At 36.3% G+C, this 24,627-nt stretch carries 22 protein-coding genes; 4 read left to right on the top strand and 18 right to left on the bottom strand.

Features of this window, described 5'->3' with window-relative positions; all coding sequences use genetic code 11:
- Nucleotides 1-468 precede the first annotated feature (468 nt).
- The 9 genes from Q0505_RS13240 to Q0505_RS13200 form a co-directional block, all read right to left on the bottom strand.
- The gene (locus Q0505_RS13240; RefSeq protein WP_299213628.1) at nucleotides 469-1,131 is read right to left on the bottom strand and encodes a hypothetical protein; all 663 of its coding nucleotides are present in this window, start codon (nucleotides 1,129-1,131) and stop codon (nucleotides 469-471) included.
- A 60-nt stretch (nucleotides 1,132-1,191) separates the two neighbouring features.
- The gene (locus tag Q0505_RS13235) at nucleotides 1,192-2,439 is read right to left on the bottom strand and encodes an FAD-dependent oxidoreductase (protein ID WP_299213626.1); all 1,248 of its coding nucleotides are present in this window, start codon (nucleotides 2,437-2,439) and stop codon (nucleotides 1,192-1,194) included.
- A 72-nt stretch (nucleotides 2,440-2,511) separates the two neighbouring features.
- Nucleotides 2,512-2,874, bottom strand: coding sequence for a four helix bundle protein (locus tag Q0505_RS13230; RefSeq protein ID WP_299213624.1), 363 nt, complete (start codon nucleotides 2,872-2,874; stop codon nucleotides 2,512-2,514).
- Nucleotides 2,875-2,939: 65 nt separating this feature from the next.
- Complete coding sequence (locus tag Q0505_RS13225; protein ID WP_299213622.1) at nucleotides 2,940-3,944, bottom strand: 4-hydroxyproline epimerase; 1,005 nt, start codon at nucleotides 3,942-3,944, stop codon at nucleotides 2,940-2,942.
- A 169-nt stretch (nucleotides 3,945-4,113) separates the two neighbouring features.
- Nucleotides 4,114-5,796, bottom strand: coding sequence for a DUF885 family protein (locus Q0505_RS13220; protein ID WP_299213630.1), 1,683 nt, complete (start codon nucleotides 5,794-5,796; stop codon nucleotides 4,114-4,116).
- Between the two features lie 217 nt (nucleotides 5,797-6,013).
- Nucleotides 6,014-7,516, bottom strand: coding sequence for an aldehyde dehydrogenase (NADP(+)) (locus Q0505_RS13215; protein ID WP_299213620.1), 1,503 nt, complete (start codon nucleotides 7,514-7,516; stop codon nucleotides 6,014-6,016).
- Nucleotides 7,513-8,520: a hypothetical protein gene (locus tag Q0505_RS13210; RefSeq protein WP_299213618.1), complete on the bottom strand. Its 1,008-nt coding sequence runs from the start codon at nucleotides 8,518-8,520 to the stop codon at nucleotides 7,513-7,515. Before Q0505_RS13210 ends, Q0505_RS13215 begins: the two co-directional genes overlap by 4 nt.
- A 6-nt stretch (nucleotides 8,521-8,526) precedes the next feature.
- Nucleotides 8,527-8,793, bottom strand: coding sequence for a DUF1272 domain-containing protein (locus Q0505_RS13205; protein WP_299213616.1), 267 nt, complete (start codon nucleotides 8,791-8,793; stop codon nucleotides 8,527-8,529).
- Nucleotides 8,794-8,796: 3 nt separating this feature from the next.
- Nucleotides 8,797-9,711: a dihydrodipicolinate synthase family protein gene (locus Q0505_RS13200; protein WP_299213614.1), complete on the bottom strand. Its 915-nt coding sequence runs from the start codon at nucleotides 9,709-9,711 to the stop codon at nucleotides 8,797-8,799.
- A gap of 181 nt (nucleotides 9,712-9,892) precedes the next feature.
- Here Q0505_RS13200 and Q0505_RS13195 point away from each other — a divergent pair, with 181 nt between their 5' ends.
- Both Q0505_RS13195 and Q0505_RS13190 read left to right on the top strand, forming a co-directional pair.
- Entirely contained in the window at nucleotides 9,893-10,723 is an 831-nt protein-coding gene (locus Q0505_RS13195; RefSeq protein ID WP_299213612.1) for an AraC family transcriptional regulator, read from the top strand.
- Nucleotides 10,724-11,128: 405 nt separating this feature from the next.
- Nucleotides 11,129-12,457 (top strand): hypothetical protein, encoded by a 1,329-nt coding sequence (locus tag Q0505_RS13190; protein WP_299213610.1) that lies wholly within the window; start codon nucleotides 11,129-11,131, stop codon nucleotides 12,455-12,457.
- A gap of 79 nt (nucleotides 12,458-12,536) precedes the next feature.
- Here the strand turns inward: Q0505_RS13190 and Q0505_RS13185 are convergent, their stop codons facing one another.
- Nucleotides 12,537-13,538 (bottom strand): metal-dependent hydrolase, encoded by a 1,002-nt coding sequence (locus tag Q0505_RS13185; protein ID WP_299213608.1) that lies wholly within the window; start codon nucleotides 13,536-13,538, stop codon nucleotides 12,537-12,539.
- 550 nt (nucleotides 13,539-14,088) lie between these two features.
- On the bottom strand, nucleotides 14,089-14,460 hold the full coding sequence (locus tag Q0505_RS13180) for a VOC family protein (RefSeq protein ID WP_299213606.1): 372 nt from the start codon (nucleotides 14,458-14,460) through the stop codon (nucleotides 14,089-14,091).
- A gap of 1,191 nt (nucleotides 14,461-15,651) precedes the next feature.
- Here Q0505_RS13180 and Q0505_RS13175 point away from each other — a divergent pair.
- Nucleotides 15,652-16,323 carry a hypothetical protein gene (locus Q0505_RS13175; RefSeq protein ID WP_299213604.1) on the top strand — a complete coding sequence of 224 codons (672 nt, stop codon included), beginning with the start codon at nucleotides 15,652-15,654 and terminating at the stop codon, nucleotides 16,321-16,323.
- Nucleotides 16,324-16,975: 652 nt separating this feature from the next.
- Nucleotides 16,976-18,652 (top strand): reverse transcriptase domain-containing protein, encoded by a 1,677-nt coding sequence (locus Q0505_RS13170; protein WP_299213602.1) that lies wholly within the window; start codon nucleotides 16,976-16,978, stop codon nucleotides 18,650-18,652.
- Nucleotides 18,653-19,110: 458 nt separating this feature from the next.
- Here the strand turns inward: Q0505_RS13170 and Q0505_RS13165 are convergent, their stop codons facing one another.
- From Q0505_RS13165 to Q0505_RS13135, 7 genes are all read right to left on the bottom strand, one after another.
- Complete coding sequence (locus tag Q0505_RS13165) at nucleotides 19,111-19,578, bottom strand: RES family NAD+ phosphorylase (RefSeq protein ID WP_299213600.1); 468 nt, start codon at nucleotides 19,576-19,578, stop codon at nucleotides 19,111-19,113.
- The gene (locus Q0505_RS13160) at nucleotides 19,578-20,081 is read right to left on the bottom strand and encodes an antitoxin Xre/MbcA/ParS toxin-binding domain-containing protein (protein ID WP_299213598.1); all 504 of its coding nucleotides are present in this window, start codon (nucleotides 20,079-20,081) and stop codon (nucleotides 19,578-19,580) included. Before Q0505_RS13160 ends, Q0505_RS13165 begins: the two co-directional genes overlap by 1 nt.
- A gap of 253 nt (nucleotides 20,082-20,334) precedes the next feature.
- On the bottom strand, nucleotides 20,335-22,107 hold the full coding sequence (locus Q0505_RS13155; RefSeq protein WP_299213596.1) for a DNA mismatch repair protein MutS: 1,773 nt from the start codon (nucleotides 22,105-22,107) through the stop codon (nucleotides 20,335-20,337).
- A 52-nt stretch (nucleotides 22,108-22,159) separates the two neighbouring features.
- On the bottom strand, nucleotides 22,160-22,516 hold the full coding sequence (locus Q0505_RS13150; protein ID WP_299213594.1) for an MmcQ/YjbR family DNA-binding protein: 357 nt from the start codon (nucleotides 22,514-22,516) through the stop codon (nucleotides 22,160-22,162).
- Nucleotides 22,517-22,535: 19 nt separating this feature from the next.
- Nucleotides 22,536-23,495 carry a transglutaminase domain-containing protein gene (locus Q0505_RS13145; protein WP_299213593.1) on the bottom strand — a complete coding sequence of 320 codons (960 nt, stop codon included), beginning with the start codon at nucleotides 23,493-23,495 and terminating at the stop codon, nucleotides 22,536-22,538.
- On the bottom strand, nucleotides 23,473-23,961 hold the full coding sequence (locus Q0505_RS13140; protein WP_299213591.1) for an ATP-binding protein: 489 nt from the start codon (nucleotides 23,959-23,961) through the stop codon (nucleotides 23,473-23,475). The genes Q0505_RS13145 and Q0505_RS13140 overlap by 23 nt, the downstream gene beginning before the upstream one ends.
- Nucleotides 23,961-24,578 carry a DUF4230 domain-containing protein gene (locus Q0505_RS13135; RefSeq protein ID WP_299213589.1) on the bottom strand — a complete coding sequence of 206 codons (618 nt, stop codon included), beginning with the start codon at nucleotides 24,576-24,578 and terminating at the stop codon, nucleotides 23,961-23,963. Before Q0505_RS13135 ends, Q0505_RS13140 begins: the two co-directional genes overlap by 1 nt.
- Nucleotides 24,579-24,627: the final 49 nt, after the last annotated feature.

Genomic DNA, 24,627 nt, shown 5'->3' with positions numbered 1-24,627 from the left:
ACTGAAGGAAGCGAGACTACAAAACTCGGTACTGACGAACAGGAACTGTATACGAGGCTATGAGGTTGGATAAGTAGACACATCACTGCAACGTCCTAAACACTTTTTTTTTAAGTGATAACCAAAATAGTAGATACAGCAGGAATTGAGTGAAAGAAGATGTTCTTACCTGGGGAGGTCTCCTAAACTACGTGTAGTTACATGGAGAAGTCAGCAGAGGTCATAGTACTCAAGAGAAACGAGTTGCAGTAGATCTGCATAGGTCTCACAAGTGAGGAAGGACCGAAAGTAATCCTTTCTGAAATGCCAAATGGAGCATTAATTTTCGTTATTGGGTGACCGATTCCCAAGAAAATTTGTAGCCACTTGATAAAGTAAGAAATAGTTTTGATTGGTGTAAAGAGCGATTGAAAAGATGGATTGCTAACCGCCGTATACGAGACCCGTACGTACGGTGGTGTGAGAGCCTCAACGCGGTGAGTTTTCATCGCGTCGGGCTACTCGATTAGCGAATGGCTTTCTGTTCATATTATTTTCAAATTTCAGAACTACATCTTTAAATTTTGTCAATAACTTTATTTTGTCAATTTCTAATTTTGGTCGATTCCATAATTCAAACTTTTCTTTGTCATTAAATCTTGGCCAAAAAATAAATTTATAATAATATTTCCAGGTTTTTTTTATTAATTCGTTGTCAATATATTTCTGTAGATAATTATTCTTTTCGTCTTGATTTATATAATCATCAAATAAACTTATAAAATCCGCAAAACCTTCAGTTGTTTTTATGTCTAAAATATTTTCCTTCAAATTGTTAATTACAGAAATCAAGTCATAAGTGGAAGATTCAACCATTTCCATTTCTTTAGTATTTTCTAACCATTGATTTATATTTTCAGAATTAAATAGCTCATTTTTTTCAGATTGTATTTTTTTCCTTAATTCAACCAAAGTTTTGGAAGTGAAAATTCCTCCGTTTTTATAAGACAAGATATGTTCAGTTTCGCTATTGTCTCTGTACCAAATCATAAATATTGGTTTATCGAAATTTTCGGAACAATATTTAATTATCCAAGTCGAATGTTTTTCGCTCAAATCTTTAAATGTTCTTATGTTTTCGATGTTTGTCATAGCTTTTTGCTAACTAATAAATATCAAACCTATCGACTGCGCTCTAGGAGATCTCAAACTTTAAAACCTTCGGTCTGGATGAAACAGTGCCATATCCATACTAGGTTTTATCCCATCTATTACTTCTTGTATAAGCTTTCCTGTAGAAGGGCCTAAACTCCATCCCATCATAGCATGCCCTGTAGCGATTGTTAGGTTTTTACACTTCGCACTTTTCCCGATATAAGGCATTCCATCTGGAGACACAGGACGAAGACCACTTGCTGCTTGTGCTTTTTCTTCTGCGGTCACTCTAACCTCTGGAAAATATCGTTGTACCCCTTCGGCAATAGCGTCTACTCGATCTGTATTAATCTGGTGATTGATCCCTGCAATTTCCATCGTCCCCGCAAAACGTGTAAATCCGCTCATGGGAGTAATGGCAATTTTAGCTTCGGCGAGAATAGACGGGTATATAATTCCTGTCGGCGTTGTCGTCTCTACGCGATATCCTTTCCCTGCTTGGAGTAAAAGGTGAATGTTTAGCTTTCGCGAAAGCATAGATGTCCACGATCCCGCAGCAAGAATATACTCATCTGCTTTGAGTTGCTCTTTATCCGTTTTCACGAAAGTGATCTTATTATTTTCAACGCCTACATCCAATACTTTTTCTTCCTTCCGGATCACAACCCCTGCGTTTACCAAATACGTTTTGAGTTCGTTCATAAACGCGCCAGGCGTGGTATGATGATCACACTCAAAATAGGTAGCACCCATAATATCTAGCGTGGTGTCTGGCATCATCTGCTGCACTTCTGTAGCCGACATGGATCGAGCGACCAAACCTTCTTTTTGAGCAATCTCCACTAATTCTTGTTCGTGATGCAGCGTCTGCTCCGTCTGACAAAGCATGAATAATCCTTTTTTATCCAGTTGAAAATCAAAGCCTTCTTCTTGTTTAATCTGATCATATAAATCACGTCCCATCACCGCAATTTCTCGCATCACAGGAATCACACGAGCTACATGTTTTGAAGTACAGGATTTATTAAACGCCCAACTCCATTTGATTAGATCAGCATTTAATCGAGGTTTAATATACAACGGACTCTTCTTATCTAGCATCCATTTGATCCCTTGCTTCATCACGCCAGGTGCTGACAACGGAATCATATGACTAGGCGACAAATATCCTGCATTCACGTAGGAAGCACCCCCGTCCATTTTAGACTGATCAATGACCGTGACTTGATGTCCCGATTTATGAAGGAAATAAGCACAAGATAATCCTATGATCCCGCCGCCTATGATGATGATTTCTTTTTTCAATGTGATAATGGGTTAATGGGTTATTATTTCAATGTCTTATTGATTTAATGAGTGAATGATATAATGAATACTTTACGATCTGTCTACATTTTTACGTGCTACCGACATTACTTTTGCGATTTCAGTAGCTTCTTTAATAAATGGTTTTAATTTCTCTTCAGTCGCCATTCCAGTGTCTTTTATCATTTCAAGCCAAAACAACGTTTCATCTGCTTCTTCAACTACAATTGACATTTTTGCATAAAATTCTTTTGAAGATCTCGCAATACAAGCAGCTCTATAATTTGCAGCAGTAGACGTAACAGATCGAATTAATTGTCTCCCCATAACTCTAGAAGCATCTGTCTTTGGCATTTCATCATAAAACAGCACAATCTTCACAGCCAATGCTTTTGTTCTACTTTTAAATTGTTTTATAAATTCAGACTTATCCATATTAGATCATTAACTCATTTATTCATTAAACCATTATCTCATTACTACATTATTTTACTAACTCATTAAATAACCGAAAACCCAAACGCATACGGATCATCTTCATCTATGGTAATGGTATTATGTCCATACCTACGCGCCCATCCTTGAATGCTTGGAATAATTGCTTTATGTGTTCCTATCGTTACTTCTTTTTCTACACGACCTATAAACGTCGATCCTATAAAACTCTCGTGAATAAATGGCTCTCCTAGTTGTAATTTTCCTTTGGCGTATAATTGCGCCAGTCGTGCTGATGTGCCTGTACCACACGGACTCCGATCGATGGCTTTATCTCCATAAAACACCGCATTTCTTCCTGACGATGTTGGATCTATAGGATCGCCTGTCCATAATAAATGTGTGACATCACGTATCGTCTTATTCTCTGGATGGATAAATTGATCGGGGTATTTGGCATTAATGCGTTCTCTAACGACTTGGCTGTACTGTATAATCTGTCCTGCTGTAAAATCATGCACCCCCGAAAAGTGTTGTTGCGGATCTACGATTGCATAATAATTCCCTCCATACGCCACATCAAACGTAATTTCTCCTAATTCTGGACAGTCAATCGTAAGATCTTGAGCAGTGAGGTACGAAGGCACGTTGGTCAGTTTTACCCAGTCTACTTTGTTGCCTGTTTGTTGGTAGTCAATCTCCACCAATCCAGCAGGAGCTTCCATGCGGACTTTGCCAGGTATTTTAGGAGTAATAAACCCTTCTTCTATGGCAATCGTAATGGTTCCTATGGTACCATGACCACACATAGGCAAACATCCTGAGGTTTCTATAAATAATACGCCTACATCATTTGCTGGATCATGCGGAGGATACAATATACTTCCACTCATCATGTCATGACCTCGTGGTTCGAACATCAAACCTTTGCGGATCCAATCATATTCTTTTAGAAAATGCTGACGCTTCTCACTCATAGAATTTCCTATAAGCTCTGGTCCTCCTTCTTTTACTAACCGAACAGGGTTTCCACAGGTATGTGCGTCTATACAGGTAAATGTGTGTGTCAATGTATTAATGATATAATGGGTTAATCGTATAATGGGTAAATGAAATAATGGTATAATTATATTCCCATTCTTGTAAAATCAGTATTCGGTATTTGGTATTCAAAAATAGAGTAGCACTCTAATTTAGAGTAGTACTCTATTTTTTAGTCTATGTTCTCTTCTCTATGCTCTATTTTCTATTTTCTATTTTACTTTCTTTCTCAATCCAATCCTTCACTCGTTGTTCCAAAATCTCCAATGTCACCGTTCCTTGTCCTAAAATCACTTCATGAAACTCACGAATATCAAAGTCGGCACCCAAAGCGGTTTCTGCCTCTTTTCGGAGTTCGCGAATTTTAATTTCGCCTATTTTATAAGATAATGCCTGTCCAGGCCATGAGATATACCGATCGGTTTCTGTATTGATCTCATGGATGGAAAGGGCCGTATTTTCAGACATATAGGCGACGACTTGATCGCGTGTCCATCCTTTGGCATGAATCCCTGTATCGACCACCAATCGGCAGGCACGCCACATCTCATACGTGAGTTTTCCGAAATGCTCATACGGCGTCGTGTACATTCCCATTTCTTCGGCGAGAAACTCACAGTATAATCCCCAGCCTTCTCCAAAAGCAGAGAGGTACATATTTTTTCTGAATTGCGGAATGCTATCTCCCAATTCGTTATTAAGGCTTCCTTGTAAATGATGCCCAGGAACCGCTTCGTGTACGGTTAAAGACGGCAAAGTATATAAAGTACGGCTAGGCAAATCATAGGTGTTTACCCAATAATAGCCAGGATCTGTACTGTTTTTATTGGTCCCAACATAACGACCGCCTGTGTACTTCGGGGCAATCGCATCGGGTACGGGAGCGACTCCATAAGGTTTTCGCGGAAGCGTTTTAAAAAATCGTGGTAATTGCGCATCCGCACGTTTTGCCATATCCCGAGCAATCATTAAGAGTTCTTTGGGCGTCTTCGCATAAAACTGCTCGTCGGTGCGGAGAAATTGTAAAAAGTCGGCAAAGGAACCTTTGAAATTAACCTCAGCAATGATCTTTCGCATTTCAGCTTTGATCCGCGCAACTTCGTCAAGACCGATAGTATGAATCTGATCTGCGGTCAAATCTAAGGTCGTGTAATAGTTAATTCTGTTTTGGTAATAATCACTACCGTTGGGGGTTTGAGAAACACCGATCGTTGTTCGGGTTTTTGGAAAATACTCTTCTTCAAAAAACGTTTTGACACGTTTAAACGAGGGAATCACACGATTCTCTATGGCAGCTTTTGCAGCGGTAAGTACCGAATCTTTTTCAGCTTTTGTCAGCGAACTCGGTAAGTTTTTAAAAGGTTCATAATAAAAACTATCTTCATAATTAGCGACAATTTGAGAGTCATAGGTGCTTTCATACCCGTTGAAAATCACTCTAGGTTGTGACACGCCTTTCTCCAACCCTTCTCGCAACAAAGGCAGATATTGATCTACCGCATCTGGAAGTGCATTCAATCGATTCAAATATGATTTTGCTTGTTCATAACTAGTAATCGGGCGCACCATATAATTCCAGCTACTGTGAAATCCTGAGTCAGATAACAACGGATTTAAATAGCGCTCGTAAGCAGTATAGTCTATTGTTTCTTGTAAGCTAAAACGCAACAGGGCTAGTGAGATCGCTTCGGTTTCAGAAAGATCGGTTTCAGAAATGCTAGCAAGTTTTTCTAATTGCGCTTTCGCGAAAGCGGACTCCTCCTCAAAATATGCCTTTGTAAATAAGCCCATCGGGTAATCCTTACGGTCATATCCTTTGTGATCCTGAACGTCTTCGATGATTTGTGCAAGGTTTTCAGAAGGAGTTTGAGCACATAGCATGGCGCTACAACTGATGATCAATAATACACTTAGTATTTTATTCATAGTGATATTAGTTTAACGTGGATGTTAAAAACATTTTTAATTTGTCAAACTGAGCCTGTCAAAGTTTTTAATCTTTTGAGTACAAAACCCCTTCGACAGAGCCCGTCTTGAGCTTGTCGAAAGGCTCAGGGTGACAATTAGCTAGTTTAGGTACTTTTCAAGTAGCATCATTTTATTTCTTTAAAAACTCAGGAAGCAACTCTTCCGGAAAATCTTGGAAGCTAAAAGGGCGCACCCATCTTTTAATCGATTGATTCCCTACAGCTGTAAATCGACTGTCTGTTGATGCTGGATACGGCCCTCCGTGAGTCATCGCATCGACTACCGCAACCCCTGTAGGAACACCGTTAAATACAATGCGTCCTACGCGGTTTTGCAGTCTTTCAATAAGGGGTGAAAGGTCTTTGAAATCTTCTTCTTGGGCAATAATGGTACCCGTTAATTGACCTTCTAATTTACTAATAATTTCTAACAACTGTGCTTCATCCTTACATTGTACGACTAACGAAAAAGGACCAAATACTTCTTGATGTAGTTTTGAGTTCTTTAAAAAGGAGTCTCCAGATACAGTCGTAATTTTTGCGTGCGCATAATTTTCTTGAATCGTTCCTTGATGTGTTGCGACCAAAGTCGTTTCTGATTGGTTGATAATGGCTTCGCCATTTTTTTCATACGCTTGATGAATGGAAGGGTGCAACATACAATTTGCATCGATCACGGCTGTTTTTTCTCCTAGATCATGAACGAAGTCCGTTAATGCTTGACTTGCAACGCCTAAAATTAATCCTGGATTTGTACAAAATTGTCCAACACCTAGTGTAATAGAATCTGCGTAGGTTTGTGCAATTTCTGAAGCACGAGCTTCTAGTGCTTTTGAAGTAATTACAACAGGGTTTATACTACCCATTTCTGCAAACACAGGAATAGGTTCGTCCCGCTCTGCCGCGAGATCATATAAGGCACGACCTCCTTTGATACTTCCTGTAAAACCAACCGCTTTTACTTTTGGGTGTTTAACAAGTTGTACGCCTACTTCAATGCCTGCACTATTCAAATTTGAGAAAACACCTTGTGGCATTCCTGTTTTTTCTGCGGCGCGTTGAATGGCGCCAGCCACCAACTCCCCTGTTCCCGCATGCATGGGGTGTGATTTTACAATCACTGGACAACCCGATGCCAATGCACTTGCCGTGTCTCCTCCCGCTGTTGAATATGCCAATGGAAAATTACTCGCCCCAAAAACCACCACAGGCCCCAACGGAATTAAATACTGACGTAATTCGTTGTTTTCTCCTGAAATCGTCGGATTGCGCCAATCTTCGGTTTGTATAAGTTTAGCAAACATACGGAGTTGTCCTAGGGTACGTCCGCGTTCTCCTTTGGCTCTTCCTTCTGGTAATCCTGTCTCTGACACATACATATTGACAAGTGTATCGCCTAAGGCTTCTATCTCGTCTGCTATGGTGTTTAAGAAGTTGGCTCTTTTTGCTCCAGATACTTTCTGATACGCATCAAACGCCTGAGAAGCCAATGTGACTGCCTCATCAATTTCTTCTGATGTGGCTTCTACAAAAGAAGTGGCATTTTCTGTATTTGCTTTCGGATTAAACGTTTTGTACGTTTTTGTTCCTTTGGCACTTTGGGTATTTCCTATATAGTTTTTTCCTGTGATCATTTTTCAAAGTATTTAATTTCAAATGATCTTACTGTTTCCAATCGATCATTTTTGTACAAACTCTTTTTAATTAAATTTTTATAATTATCATATTGATACTTGGTCTTCCAAATTGTATTAAGATTCCCTTTTGTATCATACTTCCTTAATTCAACTTCATTTCCTAGATCATCATATATGTATTCATTTTTTGTGTAAGTCGAATCTTTAAAGTATTCTCTAGACTCTATCTCATTTCCAGAGTCATCATATTTTGAAATATAATGAGTATCAATTCTATTTTCACTGTCAAATGTTTTTTCTTCTATCGGATTTGAATTTTCATCATAAATAGTTACATCTCTTCTCTCTTGATTACCTTGATTATCATTAACTATCCATTCAATCTCATTCCCTTTACTGTCGTATTTTGTATACCAATGCGTTTGCGTTTTATTCTTATAATGTCTGATAGTCTCTATCTCATTTCCCTTATCATCATACTTGTACGCTACTTTAAGTAATGGGTTAGAACTTTCTTTACTTTTTAGAATGAGAAGTCTGGTTTGGTTATTGTCTTTATGAAATACACTTTGAGAATGACTTATTAATGAATCATTACCATCATAAATAAACGACTCTATATTATTTCCCTTTAAATCAAACTTCTCAATACTTTTTGAAATGGTATCTGATGGGATCTTTATTATAATTCTCTTTACATTATTGTAATTCTTATCATATACATAAACTATTTTTTTATAAAGTTCGCCTGTACGATAAAATGAATTTTTCTGAATAAGTTGTTTTTTCTCATTAAAAACTAATTCTTCATATTTATTTGTTTTAATGTTCTTTATGACCGTATCATTACTGTAGTATCTATAATAAGAAATAATCTTTGTATATGATTTTACTTTTCCATTTAGCTCATACCTCTCTAAGTCATTTTCTTTAGGTTTTAGTGTACTCGCACAACTTAACATTAAAAGACATAAACCTATTTGAATAATTTTTAAAATCATCCTTACCTACTTCTTATTAATTCTTTCCTGATGTTTCTCCACATTTACAGGTTTATACACTCGTTTTGTAGATACTGGATATTTTTCTAACAGCTCCTTAGGTCGGATGGATCGTTTTTCAAAACCACCGCCACAATTAGGACATACCTGCTGTAATACGTTTTCTACACACTCCTGACAAAACGTACATTCAAATGTACAGATCATCGCATCTGTCGCATCGTAGGGAAGTGCTTTGTCGCAATGCTCGCAGGAAGGTCGTAGGTCTAACATGGTTTATAAATTCTTGTAATCAGGCAACGTAGGTCTCGACGCTAATCCTTTTTTAATAACTTCTGATACGTGTGCTCTTTCTTCTCCTGCTAATGGTAATCTTGGTGCTCTCACGTGTTCTGTACCAATTCCTGTATGCACTTCGGCGAGTTTTATATTTTGTACTAATTTCGGGTTTATATCTAACTCTAGCAAGGGTAAAAACCAACGGTAAATTTCGAGAGCTTCTTGAATGCGTCCTGCTTTCTGTAATTCATAAATAGCCACCGTTTCTGCGGGAAAGGCGTCGACCAAACCAGCAATCCATCCATCGGCGCCCATTAATAAAGATTCTAATGCTAAGGTATCCACACCCGTCATAATTTTTAAGCGATCGCCAAAGGCATTTTTAATCCGTGTCACATTAGAAATATCACGTGTTGATTCTTTTACTGCTTCTATATTGTCGCATTTCAATAATTGATCAAACATTGGTAGTGTGACTTCTATTTTATAATCCACAGGATTATTATAGACCATAATAGGAAGTGAGGTACTTTCTGCTACTGCTTTAAAATAGGTAACGACTTCCTGATCTCCTGCTTTATATCGCATAGGAGGCAACATCATTAACGCCGAAGCGCCGTCCTTTTCTGCGGTATGTGCTGCTGCAATGGCTCCTTTGGTGGTTTGCTCGGCGATATTAATAAGTACGGGTACTTTCCCGTTTACGAGCTCTACAGTTTCTTTGGTTAAGGTACTTTTTTCAGCATCACTTAACGTACTCGCTTCTCCTAGCGTTCCTCCTAAAACGATTCCGTGTACGCCTGCCTCTAATTGCGCTTTTATGTTGACAGCAAACATATCTAAGTCTAAGGTATCCTGTGCTGTAAATTTTGTGGTGACGGCTGGCATCACTCCTTTCCATTGTATTGACATATATAAAGGTATATAGTTATTTTATTGAGTCTATGTGTTCATGTAAACACTTCTCACTTTCAACGTAAAAATACTATAGATCACAGATAGTAGCGTTATAGTAATTATCCAAAACTATGCGTATTTTATCCATTTAGTAAACTGATTTACTATTTTTACAACAATAAAGTATCTTTATACGATGAAAGTCCTTCCTTTTAAAATTCCTAAATCCCGCAATACAGCCATCATTTTTCAAATAGATGAGGGGCCATTTTATGGGCAATTACATCAACATCAAGAACTACAAATCAGTCGTATTATAGAAGGAAAAGGCACGTTGCTGATTGCAGATACGATTCATCATTTTCAAGAAGGAGATGTATTTGTGATTGGCGGACAGCAACCACATGTGTTTCGTAATGAGTCGACCGATGCGTTAATGCATACCGTTTTTTTTAATCCGCAATCCTTTGGGAATTCCTTTTTGGATTTAGAAGAAGGCAAAGGGGTATTGGATTTTTACGCTTTCGCGAAAGCGGGATTTAAAACCATAACAACGCCAGAAATCACGGCTACCTTCGAAGCCATATCGCAACACGACGGAATCTTACGACTGGCATATTTTTTACAGCTTATCCAAGTACTTACGGTGAGTGAGTCTACTCCGATCGCTTCTTTTGTATACCATAAAAACATATCTGAAGCCGACGGAAAGAAACTCCATCGGATTTTTGAATATTCTTTGCAGCATTTTTCGGAGCCGATCCAACTCACAGACATTGCCGAAGTCGCTGCGATGACCACCAACGGATTTTGTAAGTATTTTAAAAAACGAACGAATAAAACCTATTTTCAGTTTCTCACGGAGATTCGTATTGCTCATGTGTGTACTTTATTAAAAGAGCGACCTGAGTTATCTATTGCAGATATTGCGCTGCTTTCAGGGTTTCAAACCTTATCTCATTTTAACCGAAAGTTCAAACACTACAAGAAGTTAAATCCGTCTGTGTATAAGGCTTCATTATTGTAAAATTTCATCAGGACAAGGTCATAAAAGATTTTAAGGAAAACTAGTTACTTTGAAGCAAGCCTCAGCGTATATACATCTCAATTCTTGCATAAAATCACCCTTTCGTTTATCAAAAAAACCACCAGTATTACCTTAATATGACTTTTTGTGAATGTTCTTTTTTAAAAAAATAAAAATCTACAAAAACGCCCTAGTATCGTGTAAACACCGCTTTTTTTAACTCTTAAAAAAGCAGTTATAAAAACTAGAACAAACTTCCTTTTTCTTACAATTCTTCAAAATACCTAGAAAGTTACAGTGCTTGTTAAAGTCTAAATGGGTGTATTAAAAAATAAAGCGCTCCTTATTTCAAAAATATCTAATACAGAAAAAAACTAAACACAAAAAAACATTAAATACAAAATCATGAAAAAGATTATATATACTTTCATAGCCGCTGGGGCTCTACTTTTAGGAAGTTGCAACTCTGACGATAATAACACAACTCCTGAAGGAGAAAACCCACAACCAGACGCGCCAACAGCTGCAAGTTTATTATTAAATAGTATCGAAGTAGACGGCGGAACTCCTTATGATACAGACAACCCCGCACTTTCCTTTACAGATGCACAAAACGTATTTATACCAAGTGTTTTAGGCATTGATTTCCGCATAGATAGGAATGTTGTTCCAGCAGGACCAACCGCTAGATTCCCTATGTTTCAAGGATGGGAGACCTTACCCAATGGAGACCGTAGAGAGGGATATTATGTGATTACCGAAGCATCAGATAGTGATCTAGCCACAGAGTTAGGAGTTATTTATGCCCCTAGAATGGCAGAAGCGATAGGATCTGGAGGAGAGCAAAACTCAGAATGGACTGAGGACGGGAGACTTATTTTTGAAGGCTCTGTAGACTTTTCACCAACAAGAGATTTGACTGCTGGGGGAGCCTCTCCTGATGGGGCACTTGTTGGATTTCCTCCAGCACAAGTCATTCCTGGTGCTGTGGCAGATGCCAACTGGTCTTCGTATGTGGTATTGCCTGACACTAATATTGTCATCAACGCACAATTGGTTGCCAATAGTACAGGAATTCACGATAGAATACCACATCCAGATGGGAATGGTCAAGCACAAGAAGATGATTTGAATAATCCAAATTTAGCGATTAATCAGGCATCCGTTGTGATGCAACTTTTAGATGGATGGCACGCTGGTCAGCCATACTACTTTCATATCGTAACAGATACTTCTGATCCAGCTCCTGCAGCGATTGAGTTAGGTGTATTTGCGCCACGATTAAACAACTTACCTGCTTTTGGACTATTCCCAGGAGGTTCTATGTTACCCTTTAGCCCAACTGCCAATGGAAGAACTTTTGATAATGGCGACGGATTAGGTGTACAGGGTTTAAATACGGCCTCTTTAAGTGACCGTCAGGTACAAGATCCTACAAATACCTTCCCGATAGATCCGAGTGATACTCGTTATGCACCGATGTGGGATGCACATATCACAGAATTTACGGTACCCGAATCAGAACGTCCTATCCTTACGAGTTTTGAGCAAATTAATGATCTTTTAGATCAAGGTGTCTTAATTCCTTTTAGAGGCAATGCAAATGCAAGTCCGTTGGCAAATTCCTTATCTAACTCATTAACAGCTACTGGAGCGATTATTAACTGCCCAGTAATTACACAACCCGATGCGAGTGTGATCGGAACACAAATAGGATCACCAAGAAACCAATAGTGTCAATTGTATGTTGATAGAATCAAGATTTTTTTTTGATTGGGAGGGGCTGTTCGAAAGGATGGCCTTCTCTTTTATACTAATTCCCCTTGATCCGTTCCCACAAGGTTCCAAAAACAGCATTTGTATTTTCCATTTTAGGACGGTCTTCCGTGGCGGTAACGGTTCCGTTTTCTTTTTCAAGAATGTATCTAAAAACAAACTGAGGGTTTTCGGGGTCAATCGAAATTAAGCCAAAACGCAAGTCATTATAAATCCATTGTCCATTTTCTTGTTCTAGAATATACCAGCCTTGGGAGATGTCAATGAGTCGTTGTACGGCATCGGTCGCGGCGAGTTCTTGTGAAGTTACTCGTTTTTTGGGATAGGCAGTAAATGTGACAGGTTGTGAGTCAAAAAAGGAGTAATCACCAATCAGATAGTTCTCGCCTGCATCTACATTAGCATTCCACAAAATGGTATTCAGTGGTGCTGGACGGGTGGATACTTTTGAATAGGCTATGTTTTGTTCTTTTAGTGCCTCTGTGATTTTAGTATGTGCGCCCCACTTTAAAAATAGGGTAATGACTAGATATCCTGTACTTAGATAGATACCAAGATTATTTATACGCTTTCGCGAAAGCGTACCCCTTTTTTTAAAAGCCGCGATTATCAAACACACTAAAAAGGGAACGGTATATAATGGGTCAATCACAAAGATATTATTGAAGGCGAGCCGGATATCAAAAGGCCAGAATAATTGGGTGCCCCAAGTGGTAAATGTATCGAGTAGCGGGTGGGTAAAAAGTCCCCAGAAAAAGAGTTTGCTCCATCCTTGCCAACCGACATCCGGTCGTTTCTTTATCTGATGAACGAGCCAACCCAAAAGTGGTGCCATCAACACCGAAAAGACGATAGAGTGACTGAATCCTCTGTGCATTTCTGTGGCGGTAATCGTATCTGTCAGAAAACGTGCAACGACATCTAAATCAGGAATCGTTCCTGCAACCGCTCCCCAAAGCATCGCTCTGTTTCCTACTTTTTTACCTAATACGGCTTCGCCTACTGCAGCTCCTAATACGATTTGTGTTAAACTATCCAAGGGGTTAATGTTTGATTATATATTATCAATCCAAATATCTTCTTTTTCTTTTTTTCATTGCCAAAAAAAGAAACAAAAAAGTCTAGGCTAGCGAAATCTTGTCTAAATGTATTGCTTAATTCCTGAATTTCACAAACTCGCTGCGCTCAAACAGTGCGAAATTCTACGGAATCTTCACTGCAAATTTTACGACAATCTTTCGAATGCCATTAAAACACAGTTATTTCGTCATGAAGAACTACACATGCTGATCAATGAGGATCGCATTGCCGTCAGGATCTAAAAGTACTAGATTGATTTTAAACTATGATAACAATTAAACTAAGGCATATTAGTTTGCTCAAAAATTCCTCTCTTTTCTTTTTTTCATTGCCAAAAAAAGAAACAAAAAAGGCTAGGCTGGCGAAATCTTGTCTAAATTTATTGCTTGATTCCTAAATTTCACAAACTCGCTGCGCTCAAACAGTGCGAAATTCTACGGAATCTTCCCTTCAAATTTTACGACAATCTTTCGAATGCCATTAAAACACAGTTATTTCGTCATGAAGAACTACACATGCTGATCGATAAGGATGGCGTTTCCATCGGGGTCTAGGAGTACTACGCTTGCAGGACCTGTTGTGGTTTCATCGGCTTCTCGTTCTAAGAGAATACCTTTTTCTTTGAGGTGTTTTTGGATAGTTCTCACATCATCAAAATCGTCTAATGGGTTTGCATTTTCATCCCATCCTGGATTGAATGTCAAAATATTTTCATCAAACATTCCTTGGAAGAGTCCGATGAGGGCGTTGCCGTTTTTCATGATGAGATAGTTACGCTCCATATCGCCTGCGAATACCTCAAAGCCTAAGTTTTCATAAAATGCTTTGGATACGTGAATGTCTTTGACACTCAAACTTGCTGAAAATGCTCCTAGTTTCATAGTTGTTGGTTTTTAAGATTGTTGCTTAAAAGTAATGAATTGTCGGAAGAGTTGATCTGAGTTTAAAAGTTTAGGTGTTTAGGTGTTTAGGTGTTTAGGTGTTTAGGTGTTTAGGAAAAACTAAATGGTTTCAAATTGTTAATCTCTATTGTCCGACAAAATTTTTACAATTCTTTTAAGCATAACACTATCAAAGAGTTTGAAAAGATATGTACTGATCCCATCGAAGTAAGGGCTAGGGAGGTGTAAAATCAATAGTGCTCACGAAAATAGAGTATTGTTCTATTTTAGAGTACTACTCTATTTTTAGAAATGTACTTTGGGAACTGCCTAAGACAACACCTCCCTCAGTCCCTCTTTTCTAGGAGGGAAGTTTAAAAAAGAGCATTTCACTTCTTTTTACTACACTTTAGTGAAAACAAAAGCACGTAGTCACTTACCTAGTTTGTATACAACCTTACTCTTTAACTTATGTAAATCACGTCCCTTTACGAAGATTTTAAAAAATAGAATTATTAATATTTAATCGAATGGAAACAATTTCAAGTTGGTTTCCTACACCTTGTTTGCATTATTTTGTGAATACTAGTAATGAGGTAAAACCAAAAAATGAGAGGGTCTTACCTCATGTTGTTAAAAACACGAAAAAATCATCCCGTGTGGCTATGATAAGAAAAACCACATCTTTTGCATGGTTCACTAGGGTGACCTATAAATTCACCACATTGTTCTGTATGTCCTGAATAATTAAATTCAGTTTTAATACGTTCCCTTTTTAGTTTAATTTTTTGATCTAGTATCATAATAAAATAATTAATGGTTTATATATACTCATCGTTAGTATTCCTAAAGGTCATCAAAAACATTATTTTACACTCGGGTTATATCAAAGCAAAAACGCTTATAAAAAGTGATTTTTATAAAATCCAGACAAAAACCTCATTACTAACCCACTTTTTACCTTTTCACAAGTGAATTTGAGATACTTCTTTAGATTACAAGCTCAGGATTACAATGTGCTACGATGACTATTTCCTAACGTCTCACATCATTACTAATCGTTTTTAACGGTTATAAACGCTTTGATTATTTAATTAAAATGGCTAAAAATGTGAAGGTTATGTTTTTTGTAGTATTTTGGGTGTTGATATAAAGTAGTTGTACGTAAGCTGAAAAAACCGACAGAAATAAATGATATATTATTCACCTCATTCATTATCGAATCCAGTTGACTGGAATGTAAAAAGAGAACCTATTTATAGAATTTTTGACGATGTAAAATGGATGGAAAACTTCTTTGAAACTGGAGAAATAATGTTAAGTTGTTTTGACAAGTTCAAAAACTATGAAGATGAAATGCAAGGAGATAAAGATGAGGGAAACGGAATTGTTGGTGGAACTGATGAAAAAGGAAATGTTAGTGCAGTAATTTATGAATCTGGACTTAACGCATACGTTATGTCAACAACAACGGAATTGACTGACGAAGTCAAATCTGACTTTAACGGAAAATGTGCTATCAAAATTAACAATCCAACACTTTTTGGGTTGGAATTATCTAAAAAAATACCATTTGTAAATAGTGGACTTGAGGGACATTGTACTTACGCAAAATCAAGAGTTCATTTTTTGGACAATGAGATTGAGAATAAAATATTTCAGAATTTAGATTTTAAAAATGACCCAAATTCGAGAGAGTTATTCAATCAAATAACATTAGGAATGGAATTATTTTTAAAACTTGAGAAGTATAAGCACCAAAGGGAATATCGACTAATTTGGTTTTCAAAACCGAATATAAAAGAATCAATAATTGTCAACTGTCCGGAAGCAATTCAATTATGCGAAAAAATATACTTTTGAATAAAGCCTACGCACAACAATGGTAACCGTTGCACAAGTCCATAATTTTGATAAAAACGACTCATTCTGAGCCTCTCACTCGAGACTTTTTTATACCATCTCGTATGGAGGTGTACTTTTGAAAACGTTTAGATCAAAGCAAAAACCCTTATACGAAGTGATTTTATAAAATCCAGATAAAAGCCTCTTTCCTACCCCACTTTTTACCTTTTTATGAGCGAATTTGAGATACTTTTTCAAGTTATAAACTCAGGATGACAATGCGCTACGATTACGATTTCCTAAGGTCTCACAACTATGACTAATCGTTTTTAACGGTTATAAACGCTTCGATTATTTAATTAAAATGGCTAAAAACGTGAAGGTTATGTTTTTTGTAGTATTTTGGGTGTTGATATAAAGTAGTTAGGCAAAATATTAAAAAAACAAAAATAAAGACACCAGAGAAATATTGATTATGCATTGCGATATCGAAATGTAAATTCAAAAGTGAGGAATTAGATGAAAGCTATTATTAACTTTTATCTTTTAAACATTTATATCTTTATAATAATATATCTTATATATACACTATAAATCGCCCTCGCCTATTTGTTTTTGAAACTTAAATTTTTATGAAATGTAACTTTTCAAAGTTCATACACAAGAGAATATGTCTGGTGTCTTTTTAGATAAATTATTTATTGAGAATACGAAAAAACGATTCTACCAAATGAAAAATTTGACAGATTTCGTATCTCTGCTAAACTATATTGAATTTAGAGTTTTTAAAGAAAGGCAAAAGCCGCTAAATATTCAGTATTTATATTATTTATCTAAGACTAAGGATAATAGATACATTGAATTTGAAATTCCTAAAAAAAATGGAAAGACAAGGACAATAAAATCTCCAGACAAAGCAATTAAAAGAGCTCAAACTTTAATCAATCTTCTATTACAAATTATATTCGAGAAACATTCGCACTATTCAACAAATGGGTTTTTATTTGGAAAGGATATTAAAAGAAACGCGGTACCTCACGTAAATAAAAATTACTTATTAAATATTGATATAAAAGACTTTTTTCCATCTATAAATTTTAGGAGGATAAAAGTTGTTCTCGAATTGTCCCCTTTCAATCTCAGAGATGATAGAGAAACAATTGGATTTCTAATAGCAAACCTTTGCAGTCATAGAAACTCTCTTCCTCAAGGAGCACCTACAAGTCCAATATTATCAAATGTAGTAACTCAAAGATTAGACAGGAAAGTTTCTAAATTTTGCATTGACAACAAGATAAAATATACAAGATATGCTGATGACTTAAGTTTTTCTTCAAATTGGAACATTTTTAAACCAACATTTATTGGAGAAATTGAGGAATTAATAAATTCAGAAAACTTTGAACTGAACAAGAAAAAGACAAGAGTTAAATCATTTATGCAGAGACAGGAAGTTACTGGTCTCGTTGTAAATTCCAAATTAAATGTCAAAAGAGAATATTTACAAAAAGTACGTGCTATGCTCAATAATTGGGAGAAAGGAGGTTTGAATTTTGCAATATTACGTTTTAGAATTCATCAGCCCTTAAATAAAAGAGGTTTCGATTTTAGAGAAGTCCTATTAGGTCATTTATCATTCTTAAAATTAATTAAAGGAGAAGATAACCAATTAGTAAAAAGACTGTTAGAAAAATATAATAATCTTAATAATTTAATTGAGTATGGCTTTGTAGACATCGAAAATGTTAAGAATAAATTGATTGATGATAACTTGAAGATGGAAAAAACATTTTTGAATCAAGAGCTGTCAGACGATGATAAATTTATTTCTTTTTGTACTACTGCGTTTCATCAAATAGAAAATCTACTAAATTTCTATTACTATAAAAAATTTGAAGTTTTCGATGATTTATTAAATGAACTTATTAAGAATAATCCCAATTTTAAGAGAAGATATAAATCTATAGAAAAAGCTAAACAGAGTTTTAAAAAAATCAGTGATTTAAATATTAATGTTCTTGTCTTTATTTATGAAAAGGAATTTTTCTTTGATAAAAAGATATCTTACGACAAACATATTACTATGTTAAGGGAAATTAGAAATGATGATTCTCACAGGTGTAGCGTAATCGATGTTGATACAGAGAAAATAATTAAAGAGCATTTACGAATCGAGAAAGAACGAAAAGATAAAATAAATAGAGGGAAAAATTTCAATTATAGCAACGAACAAGCAAGAATTAAATTAAATTATGATACTCTTAAATTTCTTGAAAGGAAAAATTATAAATATGTGAGACAAAATCTGAAAAACATTTCATCTAACGTGAGAAAATACTTTGCCTAAAAGTGGTAACCGTTGCACAAATCCAAAATTCTAGTAAAAACGACTCATTCTAAGTCTCTCTCCCGAAGCTTTTTTTATACCATCTGGTATTGAGGTGTACTTTTAAAGACGTTTATATCAAAGCAAAATCGCTTATAAAAAGTGATTTTATAAAATCCAGATAAAAGCCGCTTTCTTACCTTATTTTTTACCTTTTTGTGAGTGAATTTGAGGTGTTTCTTTAAATTATAAGCCATGGCGGATAAGTGTACTCCTTTAACAGCTTATAAGATTGGTCAAGTGAACGCAATTACTTAACTAAAAACTATTGAAAATTTCTCCTGACAAATCTTGAACCCTTGCATACAATAAGTTAATAAATAAGCTAATACTTATACAACAGGCACATTATGTAAAATACTACAATGAATTTTACATTAATTGGTAGTAGTAATTTTAAAGACTAATATTTAGAATCATTATCGAATTTCCTTTTTAAGTCTTTGATCTATTGGGAGTTCAAAAAATTCCACTACTTCCACTTTACCAAAGTCCTTAAATAGAGGATTTAAAATAATATTTGATTCAAGTCCTATAATGGTAGAAGGAACCTTGAGTGCAAACTTATTTCTGTCTTTAGCGAATTCAGTAAATACCTGTGTAGTTTCTGAAGTGTATGGATATTCTTTCCAAGTATCTGGTATTTCCTCTGGTTCTTCAATAATTAAATCATCAGGAAATTGAATTTTTGCTATCAATATTTTTTTTGGCAGAGTAGAAATATCATCAGAATGAACGTAGTATTCTAATAATGCTAATGAAATATTTTCAGAACAGTAAATAGCTCTTGTTCCTACAGAATTCCACCTACCACCAACCTTTTCAGCACCAATACCTGATAAGGTAGAGTCTTTATACTTAACATTCGCAACTCTATAGACAACCATTAACTATACACATTGTACTTAATTCTAATAATCTCATTTTCAACCAATTCAAATCCCAAACTACTGTCCAATAACTCAAATGGCATTTTATTACCAAGAGCCTTAGATGGTGTTCTTAACCATCTTTTAAAATCATCCTTTGTATCAAAAACATCATATCCTAAACCAAAGAGTTTTGCTAACTCGTAAATACGCTCTGAAGTTTCTTTACCATAAACCGTTTTCTTTTGCATACTACTTATGGATGCTGGAAGAATATGTTCAAATTCTTTTTCGGTGGAATCAGTATATTGAATCAATTGTTTCCAATCAGATTTTTTCACACCTTCTCTAATTCGGTCAATTAGTTCAAGTTTAAACCCTGGAGTGTCTTTAGAATGAACAACAACCCATGATGGAGAAAACTTAGTATGCTTAACAGATGTTTTTCCTTTTTTTGCCACTCTAACCCTCACACTAGTTTCTTTTTTTGCCGGGTTTACAGATTTTGTCCTTAAAGCCATAATTGTATTTTTACCTCTATTCTATTGTAAATATACAATAATTTTGAATAACTTATCTTTCTTTAACTTTACCTTAAACAAGACTAACCAAGAAATTCGACTACTGCCGACAAAGAACTATGACAAAAACAAGTAAAACCGCACTAATTTTACTAATCTAACAACTAGAGAATATGATCACCCAAAAAAGTAGGGAAAAGGTATATTGGGCTTCTTCAAACCTCATCACAAACTTCTAAAACATCCTATGGTTTCAATCCACAATCTCCATTTTCTTCAATAAGAAACTCGCATTCATATTTTGGCAAATGCCTTCTTTAAAGGTGTAGTCAAAATAGAGTTCGTCATCTTCAATACGGGCATCAAAATAGTAATTTTTAACTTGGGGTAAATCTTGAGCAGCTTCACACAAACTTAGATCATGGGTGGCGATAATCCCTGTAGATTTTGAGCCTACTAACTTATCGACAAATTTCCGTGAACCGATGGCTTTGTCGGTGCTATTGGTTCCTTTTAAGATTTCGTCAAGGATAATAAAATAGCGATCATTTTTAATTTCTTCTACAATGAACTTAAGGCGTTTTAATTCGCTAAAGAAATAACTCTCATCGTCTGTTAAGCTATCTGTCGTTCGCATACTGGTGATGAGCTTTATAGGCGTATAGCTAGTTTTTTGTGCGCATACGGGCAATCCTATATTCCCCATTACAATCTGCAAAGCAACGGTACGTAAAAACGTACTCTTTCCTGCCATATTTGCGCCTGTGATGATAAAGAATTGTTCTGTGTCTATGGTTACATCGTTACGGATTGCTTTTGCAGAGTCTAGTAATGGATGTGCGGTTTGTGTGGCTTCAAGGGTCACGTTGCTATCCGTAATTTCTGGATAGTGATGGTGCGGATGATTAAAATCATAATTTCCTAAACTGTTATACGCATCAAAAAAAGTGATGATCTCAAACCAAATCGCCACATCATTTTTGTGTTTTGCAATCCACGTTTCTATTTGAGAAACCACCAAAAGGTCTCTTATAAAAAAACCATTGGCGATAATCCCAATCAAGATATTATTACGCTGATCAAAGGCATCTAGATGTCTAGAGAAGCTCCGTAATACACCCGATGCTTTTTGAGAGGTATTAATAATCCTGGCGCTCTTTTCTTTGAGTACATCGCTTTCAAAGGTTTGTTCTTCTATCTTGGCTAATAATTTATGATACTGATCAAAGGTGCTTTGGATTTTTCCTGTATATGCTGCAAGTACATTGATTTTCTTTACAAACTTTCCTATAATAGCAAGCCCTAAAAGAAACCATCCTATCACAAAACTCCCGTGAATAAAGCCTAAGAAGTAAAGTACTAATCCTGCTAAAGAAATACCAGAAAAGATCCTTGAACCTATTTTTGCATTTTTAGGAACAAACGGTGTGTACGCTTGTAACCAAGTGGTTACTGTCGTTGCAGGAACTTCTGTTTTTACCAAAGATGCAATTGCCGAAAATTGCTGTCTCCATTCTGGAAGGGTACTGAGTTCTTGGATGGCTTTTTGTTTTGCAGGAATATCCGTGATCTCATTGGCTTTTACAATACCAGCAAGAACATCTGCTCCACTTTCCAAAGCCGTTCTGTTGAGGTATTGAAAAAAAGAACCTCTTCCAAAAAGATCAATATCCTGACTGTAAAAATGATTTGGATCGTGGTATTCTTCGCCTGTAGGCAAATCGTGAAAATCACGATCTAACACCTTTAATTCTGTTTCATTGATAGCAATCAACGCTTTTATCAAATCACGTTGATAGATAAATTTGCCATGACGCACCACCAAAAAGACAAATAGTGTAACCTTAACAAGTAATACGCCTGCCATTAGTCTCCAGTTTCCAAACGTAACATAGATACTTCCTAAGATTCCTAAAAACAATAGTAATCGTATGGTACTTGATACATTGAGTTGCCCTTTGATTTTTGAGAGCGCTTCTTGATGCGTTATTTTTTGATCTTTATAAAATTGGGATGGGTTGTTCATGAAGTCTGTAGACATTTATTAGTAACGCTTCTATTCAAGGGAAGGAAAGCGGTTATAGGTTTTCTAGTTCGTTGCGAAGTTTCTTTGTCATCTTACTCACGACAAGATTGTATGAGTGATCAATGAGTTCTATGATTAATTTTGGAGGTACTTCTTCTAAGATAATTGTGTTCCAATGGAGTTTACTCATGTGAAAAGCACCTGTAATACTTCCATCATACTCTTCTCTTAATTCGACAGAACGTTCGGGATCACATTTTAAATTGACAGCAGCTGGAATACGTTCGAGACCACTTAATGCAAACATCTTTCCCATCACTTTAAAAACAAGTGTGGTCTCATCAAAAGGAAACTCTTCGGTCACTCCTTTTTTTGCAATACAATAGTTCCGTACATCTTCTATGTGCATGAGTTCTTATTTACTTTTCTTACTTTTTAATCCTATAGCCAACAACAGGCTTATCATCTACATAAATAATGAGTGACTCTCCTTTTGTTTTTGTTGCAATCATACACGCTAAGACATCATTTTCTATTGTAAAATCTACCTTTGTTTTTTGAGCATCGTCTAGGGTATAACTTACACTTTCTGCTTTTATTCCTCGTAACGAAAATACAATTCCTTTAGATAACTCTTTCGCTTTGATGATTCCTTCCTTGGGACTTATATCGGCCACCGTAAGTCGTTTTCGTATCACTAAAGGTTGCTGAATAAAATCTTCTTTTGACAAGGTAAAATTCACATAGGCATCCTCAAAAACTTCTGGATAATGATTCTTTAAAAACAGCGGTGCTGGAGTATCAAAATAATAATAAGATGGGGATTTAATAAACGTATCTTGATAGCGACCCGCTCCCCAAGTAGGATCTAATAACAGCGCATTATCGCCAATGATAGCCACCATCCACATGTGATTTTTAACAAAATAACGCCCTATATCTGAAGGTTTTGTTTTAGTGTCTCCGCGGACTACATACGCTTGTATGTCTAATAACTCGCACAGGCGTTCTAATGTTAAGGCATAGCCTTCACAAACCGCTATCCCTAGCTGTAAGGTTCTATTAATAATAGCTTCTCTGGTTTCAGCCATTTTTTCATTACGCTCATCCAATACACGGTATTGAAACTGATACGTATAATATTCCTCCGGATCATACGCTACATTATTGATCAGCCAAGAGTATCCTGCGCGTAATTGCTCTTTAGGATTGGTAAAATCTTTTTTTATTTTCTTAGCTAAGGCCTGAGGCGTCTCAAAGCTTTTTGGATAAAAAGATACAGTAGCGTCTACTTTTTCATAGTCTTGAGGTATCGCCGACATGCTAAAGCACAGACCGATAAAAAGGCAGGTAAAGACGTGTCTATTAGGTTGTAATAATGAGTGCATGTTCTAATTCGTTTGGGGTGGGTTTTTCAAACCAGGTTTCCATAAATTCCATATCGGTTTCGGATACTTCAAATTGAAATGTGGTTCCTTTCTCTTGATTGCGTTTTATCACACGTTGTTTACGTACTTCTAATGGAAGATCTAAAAAATGCAATTGGAAGGGGATGTTATACGCTTTCGCGAAAGCGTAAAAACGAGCCCTCCGATCTTTTTTAGCAAATCCCAAATCCAGAATCGCGGGTGTTCCTACCGTCGCCAGTTGCACGACCAATGATTGAATCATCGTATCTGAACGCTCAATCCGTTCCAAAAACCAATCGACGCCATCGTCTGGTGTTTTGTCATCCAGAAACAGGATTTTATTCCAATGATCTATCGAAAAGAGAACACCTTGCTCTTTTTCTTTTAGTGAAAGCGCGTATGTGGTCTTGCCAGCTCCTGTATTTCCGAGGATGAGGTGTATCACTAGGCATTGAGTTTTGGAGATTCTTCTGGCGCAGTTATTTTTAAAGCATCATAATCTAATTGCCAACCGATGGTTTCTACTAATTTCTGAATCAAAACAATCGTATCCAAGGCTTGTCTGGACGCTTCTTTAAAGAGTCCGCTATTCGGAATTTTATCCACAATATGTCGTTTTGCTTCTTTATTAATCTCTGTCAAATCTGTACTGTTAAATGGATTTGCCCAGCCCTCTTGGGTATTATAAAATTTAAAGTCGGTTTCTATAGAGAGTAATTCTGGCTGCGGAAAATCATAGAGTTTAATGGTCTTGGTTTCGATATCTGCTTCCATTTTAATCTTGGTCAAATCAAAACCTATATGCGCTTTGGCATCGATAAGCACCAATGCTTTTTTGGTACCTAATAGCTTTTGAATCCACTTATCGCGAAGGCTTTCATAATGATAAATCTCTGCAAAATCTCCCTCTACCGTAATAAACTTACATACAGAACGAATACGCTCCATAAGTATCGTAGATTGCGAATGTGCATTTGCCTTATTTCCCCTTCTGGCAAAGCGTGCGTATAAAAAATAGGCGATAACTGCGCCTATGGCAAGGCCTAAAAATAAAAATTCCATAGTGTAAAGATACTATAAAGACCGCTTTGCTGACAGATTATAGATAATA

It is taken from the genome of uncultured Dokdonia sp. (genome assembly GCF_937910895.1).
In the GTDB taxonomy this organism is placed as follows: domain Bacteria; phylum Bacteroidota; class Bacteroidia; order Flavobacteriales; family Flavobacteriaceae; genus Dokdonia.
The sequence above is the reverse complement of the archived record's forward strand: the minus strand, read 5'-3'. Positions and strand labels throughout refer to the sequence as shown.